Origin of the sequence: Salipiger sp. HF18 (assembly GCF_011806505.1) — a bacterium.
GTDB lineage: Bacteria > Pseudomonadota > Alphaproteobacteria > Rhodobacterales > Rhodobacteraceae > Salipiger > Salipiger thiooxidans.
The window spans coordinates 1-2,791 of sequence record NZ_JAATOS010000509.1 but is presented as its reverse complement, the minus strand read 5'-3'; the positions used below and the strand labels follow the sequence as shown (position 1 = coordinate 2,791).

Annotated in this window: 4 protein-coding genes; 2 read left to right on the top strand and 2 right to left on the bottom strand. The window is 70.6% G+C overall.

The window, feature by feature from the left end; translation table 11 throughout:
• Positions 1-446, top strand: a 446-nt coding sequence (locus tag HC022_RS23275) for an N-acetyltransferase (RefSeq protein ID WP_167453990.1), incomplete at its 5' end; no start/stop codon positions are given.
• A gap of 16 nt (positions 447-462) precedes the next feature.
• Here HC022_RS23275 and HC022_RS23270 read toward each other — a convergent pair.
• On the bottom strand, positions 463-768 hold the full coding sequence (locus HC022_RS23270) for a YdeI family protein (protein WP_167453989.1): 306 nt from the start codon (positions 766-768) through the stop codon (positions 463-465).
• Between the two features lie 104 nt (positions 769-872).
• Between HC022_RS23270 and HC022_RS23265 the strand changes: the two genes are divergently transcribed.
• A complete protein-coding gene (locus HC022_RS23265; RefSeq protein ID WP_167453988.1) occupies positions 873-2,291 on the top strand; it encodes a YdiU family protein in 1,419 nt (472 codons plus the stop codon).
• Between the two features lie 27 nt (positions 2,292-2,318).
• Here the strand turns inward: HC022_RS23265 and HC022_RS23260 are convergent.
• The coding region (locus HC022_RS23260; RefSeq protein WP_167453987.1) for a DMT family transporter at positions 2,319-2,791 on the bottom strand (473 nt) is incomplete at its 5' end.

Sequence of the window (2,791 nt, the reverse complement as noted above, 5' to 3'; positions counted from 1 at the left end):
TGAAGGCCCTCCACCTCGCCGGTCCCGACGATCTCGAGCGGCTCGTGGCCATGGTCCGCGCCTTTCACGTCGAGATGCGCTACGACAGCAACGAGGACCACGTGCGCGGCGCGCTCGAACCGATCCTCGAGGGCGCGCCGCACGGGGCGATCTGGCTGATCGGTCCGCGCAAGGCGCCGGTCGGCTACATCATGATCAGCTTCGGCTGGAGCCTCGAGTTCGGCGGGCTCGATGCCATGGTCGACGAGCTCTACGTCCGCCCCGCCGTGCGCCGACGCGGCATGGGCGGCGAGGCGCTGCAACACCTCTCCCTCGGGCTCCGCGACAGCGGCGTCATGGCACTGCATCTCGAGGCCGACCGGTCCGACGAACGGCTTCAGCAGTTCTACCGCCGCAACCGCTTCAAGATGCGCGAGGGCTACGCGCTGATGAGCCGGGTGCTCTGACGCAGTCCGCGCCCGCTCAGCGGTGGTTGAACCCCTCGCCCCCGAGGATCTTCGCCCGCGCCTTCCTCAGCCGCGAAATCCGTGTCGCGGATTGTCTGGCCTGCGTCAGGTGCAGCACCCAGCTGCGCCGGGCCGCCGGTGTGAGCGCCCCGAACCCGGCGGTCGGCCCGGGGGCATCCTTTAGCGCCGCCACCAGCTCCTCGGGGTGGTCGAGATCGTCCTTCTCGAAGGTCCCGTGGCGCCGGCCTCCTCGAGCTTGATGGCCGGGATCCTCGCGGTGTTGTCGGCCATCGCCCCCCTCTTCGCGGCCCCTTGCGGACATGGCGGCAGCATGTCCCGGCCCCGCCCGGCACCTTCGGCATCTCCTCGCCCGACGGGCCGTGCCAGACCCCTTCCTTTCCCCGACGGTTCGATTATCTCTGTGGCATGACCCTGCACATCCCCTTCGACAACAGCTACGCCCGGCTTCCCGCCACCTTCTACACCCGGCTGAAGCCCACCCCGGTGGCGCGCCCGTCGCTCGTCGCCTTCAACGCACCGCTGGCCGAAGAGCTCGGCATCACCGGCACCGACGACCCACGGCTGGCGCCGGTGCTGGCCGGCAACGTGCTGCCCGAGGGCGCCGATCCGCTGGCCCAGCTCTACGCCGGGCACCAGTTCGGAGGCTTCTCGCCGCAGCTCGGCGATGGCCGCGCGCATCTGCTGGGCGAGGTCGTCGACCGCAGCGGGACCCGGCGCGACATCCAGCTCAAGGGCTCGGGTCCCACCCCCTATTCCCGCCGCGGCGACGGCCGCGCGTGGCTCGGCCCGGTGCTGCGCGAATACGTGGTGAGCGAGGCGATGCACGCGCTCGGCGTGCCCACGACCCGCGCGCTGGCGGCGGTGCGTACCGGCGAGGACATCCTGCGCGAAGGTCCCCTGCCCGGGGCCATCCTCACCCGCGTCGCCGGCAGCCACATCCGCGTCGGCACCTTTCAGGTCTTTGCCGCACGCGGCGACACCGAGGCCCTGCGCACGCTCTTCGACTACACCGTCGAGCGCCACTATCCCGGTGTCACCAGCCCCGACGGGCTGCTCGCCGCGGTCTGCGAACGGCAGGTCGCGCTGGTGGCGCAATGGCTGAGCCTCGGCTTCATCCACGGCGTGATGAACACCGACAACTGCACGCTCTCGGGCGAGACCATCGACTATGGCCCCTGCGCCTTCATGGACCGCTATGACCCGAACCAGGTCTATTCCTCGATCGACCGCTACGGCCGCTACGCCTATTCCGCGCAACCCGACATCGTCGTCTGGAACATGGCGCAGCTCGCCACCGCGCTGGTGCCGCTGATGCCCGACGCCGACGACGGCGTGCAGGTCTTCACCCGCATCGTGCACGGCATGGCGGACCAGCTGCGCGCCGCCTGGCTGCAACGCTTCGCCGCCAAGCTCGGCATCGCCGATCCGCGTCCCGAGGACGCCAAGCTCGTCGCGGGGCTGCTCGAGCTCATGCACAAGGGTCAGGCCGATTTCACCAACGCCTTCCGCGCCCTGCTCTCGGATGACGCCCGCGACCAATTCACCGACCGAGAGGCCTATGATGTGTGGGACGCGCTGTGGAAGGCGCGGATCGAGGCCGAGCCCGACCCCGAGGGGCTGATGCGCCGATCGAACCCCGCCTTCATCCCGCGCAACCACCGCATCGAGCAGATGATCGCCGCGGCGGTCGACGGCGACGAGAGCTACTTCCACCACCTGAACCTGGTGCTGTCGCGGCCCTACGAGGACCAGCCCGACGCGGTAGAGCTTCAGGCCCCGCCAACCCGGGATGAGGTGGTCCCCGCCACCTTCTGCGGCACCTGACGGCCACGCCGGGAGACAGACCAGAGCTCAGCGGCGGTTGATCAGCACGATCCCCGCCGCCACCAGCGCCATCGCGCCGATGAAATGCGGCCCCACCGGCTCGCCGAGGAACAGCCAGCCGAAGCCCACCGCCAGCACCGGCGACAGGAAGCTGAACGAGGCCACGTCGGATGCGCGGTAGCGTTTCACCAGCGCCAGCCAGCCGGTGAAGCCGATGCCCACCACCACCGCGCCCTGGAACAGCAGCCCCGCCACGTGCACCGGCTCAGGGGCGCGCAGCACCGGCCCGAAGAGCGGCGCGATGATCGGCACCACCACCGCCGAGAGCCCGAGCTGCCACAGGAGTTGCGCCTCGGGGGTAAGCTTCGAGGCGTCCGTCAGCCGCAGCGACAGCACGATACCCGCCCAGAGAAACGCCGCCACCAGCGCCAGCGCCTCGCCGCGCCAGTCGCCGGCGCCGCGGCTCTCGGGATCCCAGAGCGCCCAGCCGACGCCCGCCA